Source organism: Gilliamella intestini, from assembly GCF_900094935.1.
Lineage (GTDB): Bacteria > Pseudomonadota > Gammaproteobacteria > Enterobacterales > Orbaceae > Gilliamella > Gilliamella intestini.
On sequence record NZ_FMBA01000092.1, the window covers coordinates 1 to 2,121 of the forward strand.

The following is a 2,121-nucleotide window of genomic DNA, read 5'->3' on the forward strand; positions in this document are numbered from 1 at the left end:
TCTGTCAGATTAAGTTTGAGCTACTACAGTATATTGAAAAAACGTTAGCAAAATCTAACGTCGGGATTGGTCTCCCGTCACTAAAAGAAAGCATAACCGCTTTTTGCGGTATTTTTATGCGCATTTAGCTACATTTCAATGGTGGGCTAGGTGAGGGCTCGAAAGAGCACCGTATCCTTTTAGGCGGTAGACCAACCTTGTCTAGTTCACCTCCATAGATTGGTCTCTGTGGTGGTGTATATACCAATATACTAAGAGGATCAATTATGACTACTCAATTATCTTTTCACAATACAACTATTCAATCAATTAATCACAATAACCAAACTTGGATCACATCAAGCGAACTAGCTAAAGCTTTACAATATTCAAATAGTAAAGCTGTAACAATGATTTATAATAAGTATTCTGATGAATTTACATCTTGTATGTCTCAGGTACTCGAAATAAGTACCTCAGGAAATTACATTAAAAAGGTACGAATTTTCTCACTTAGAGGTTGTCACTTAGTAGCAATGTTTTCTAGGACATCAATCGCAAAAGAATTCAGAAAATGGGTTCTTGATATTTTGGATAAAGAAACACATCAGCAAACTTTCTCCCCAACCATGGCCCATATACCACATCAAGGGCGTTGGGTAGTTCGATATATTGAAGACAAAGTAGAAGTTAAAAATATTGATGGTAAAGTTTGCATTGATAATACGTTGTTTCTTCAACTTCAAAAAGATTCAATTTATTACCGAAATAAATTGATTGAGTTGAATGATAAATTAAAACAATTTACTACACTAACAAATAATTTCATGGAAAGAACAAAAATCACAAGTGGTGAGTGTAGCGCATCACTTTTTTCAGTGCCGCTTAAATTGATTATCTAAATTAAAAGTTCCCGTTATGCATCACAACCCTTTTTTTAATCGCTTTTTTAATTTATTGAAAAATATAGATTAATTTAATAGCTAGAAAAAAGGGTTATTTTTGGGAAAAGTGGTTAAAATTTAGTTAAAACAAAAGGCTATGTTTGATATAATCTAGTTCACCGCCGCACAGGCGGCTTAGAAATTCTCGGCCCACGCTGAACGTAACCGTTTGTGGTTCACCGCCGCACAGGCGGCTTAGAAATACAGCAATGGCTAGACGGAATAAATAACGGGTTCACCGCCGCACAGGCGGCTTAGAAAATATGTACTGGGGCTTTTGCATTATTAGCTATGTTCACCGCCGCACAGGCGGCTTAGAAATAAACGATTTTAATAAAAAATTAATTGCAGATATCAAATAACACAACACAAAGGGCTTTACGCCCTTTTTAATAAAATAAATATTGATTATTTTATCCAAAAGTATACAATATTTAATAAATACAAGATTGGTGTATGTATGAATATAATTAACCAAACAGAAATTTTCGAAAACTGGTTAGAACGCTTGAAAGATTCTAAAGGAAAAACAGTAATAACAGCAAGAATTCGAAGAGCTGCTTTTGGTAATTTTGGTGATCATAAATTTTTAAGGGATGAAATTTACGAAATGCGAATTACTGTTGGTGCAGGCTATCGAGTATATTACGCAAAAGATGGAAATATTACTTATCTCTTATTATGTGGTGGTGATAAGTCAACACAAAAGAAAGATATAGACAAAGCGATAAAACTTTGGAAGGAGATTAAAAATGGTTAAAGTGACGCAATTTGATGCGGCAAAATTTCTTAATACTGATGAAGAAAGAGCAATGTATCTTTCAGAATTTTTGCATGAGGATATTTCATCAGAAGAATTTATTGCAGCACTTAATGATGTAGCTCGTTCAATAGGTATGACAAAAATAGCAGAAGAAGCAGGTATCGGAAGAGAAAGTCTATATAAAACGTTATCAGCGAAAAAACCTAGATTTGACACTATGCTTAAAATTATTCATGCGTTAGGTATGGATCTACAAATCACAGCAACAAGAAAGGCTTGTAATATTCAATAAATACTTGACTGTACGGATATACGGATAGATAATATGTATATGATGCGGTTTTGAACGCATAGAATTTAAGCCCACTGAAATAGTTGGGCTTTTTGCTATCCATATGTGAGTAATTTTATGAGAACACGAGCATATAGACGACA

General features: G+C 33.9%; 3 protein-coding genes. All 3 read left to right on the forward strand.

What is annotated here, in order from left to right; translation table 11 throughout:
- The first annotated feature begins 266 nt into the window (after window positions 1-266).
- The 3 genes from GA0061080_RS12105 (at window position 267) to GA0061080_RS12115 (ending at window position 1,978) form a co-directional block, all read left to right on the forward strand.
- A complete protein-coding gene (locus GA0061080_RS12105) occupies window positions 267-881 on the forward strand; it encodes a BRO-N domain-containing protein (protein WP_091126169.1) in 615 nt (204 codons plus the stop codon).
- Window positions 882-1,383: 502 nt separating this feature from the next.
- On the forward strand, window positions 1,384-1,683 hold the full coding sequence (locus GA0061080_RS12110) for a type II toxin-antitoxin system RelE/ParE family toxin (RefSeq protein WP_091126172.1): 300 nt from the start codon (window positions 1,384-1,386) through the stop codon (window positions 1,681-1,683).
- Complete coding sequence (locus GA0061080_RS12115) at window positions 1,676-1,978, forward strand: addiction module antidote protein (RefSeq protein ID WP_034945255.1); 303 nt, start codon at window positions 1,676-1,678, stop codon at window positions 1,976-1,978. Before GA0061080_RS12110 ends, GA0061080_RS12115 begins: the two co-directional genes overlap by 8 nt.
- The last annotated feature ends 143 nt before the right edge of the window (window positions 1,979-2,121 follow it).

What these genes read in the sequence shown, in the direction of transcription:
- GA0061080_RS12105 (WP_091126169.1), top strand. Translation starts at nt 267, where the DNA reads ATGACTACTCAATTATCTTTTCACAATACAACTATTCAATCAATTAAT.
- GA0061080_RS12110 (WP_091126172.1), top strand. Translation starts at nt 1,384, where the DNA reads ATGAATATAATTAACCAAACAGAAATTTTCGAAAACTGGTTAGAACGC.
- GA0061080_RS12115 (WP_034945255.1), top strand. Translation starts at nt 1,676, where the DNA reads ATGGTTAAAGTGACGCAATTTGATGCGGCAAAATTTCTTAATACTGAT.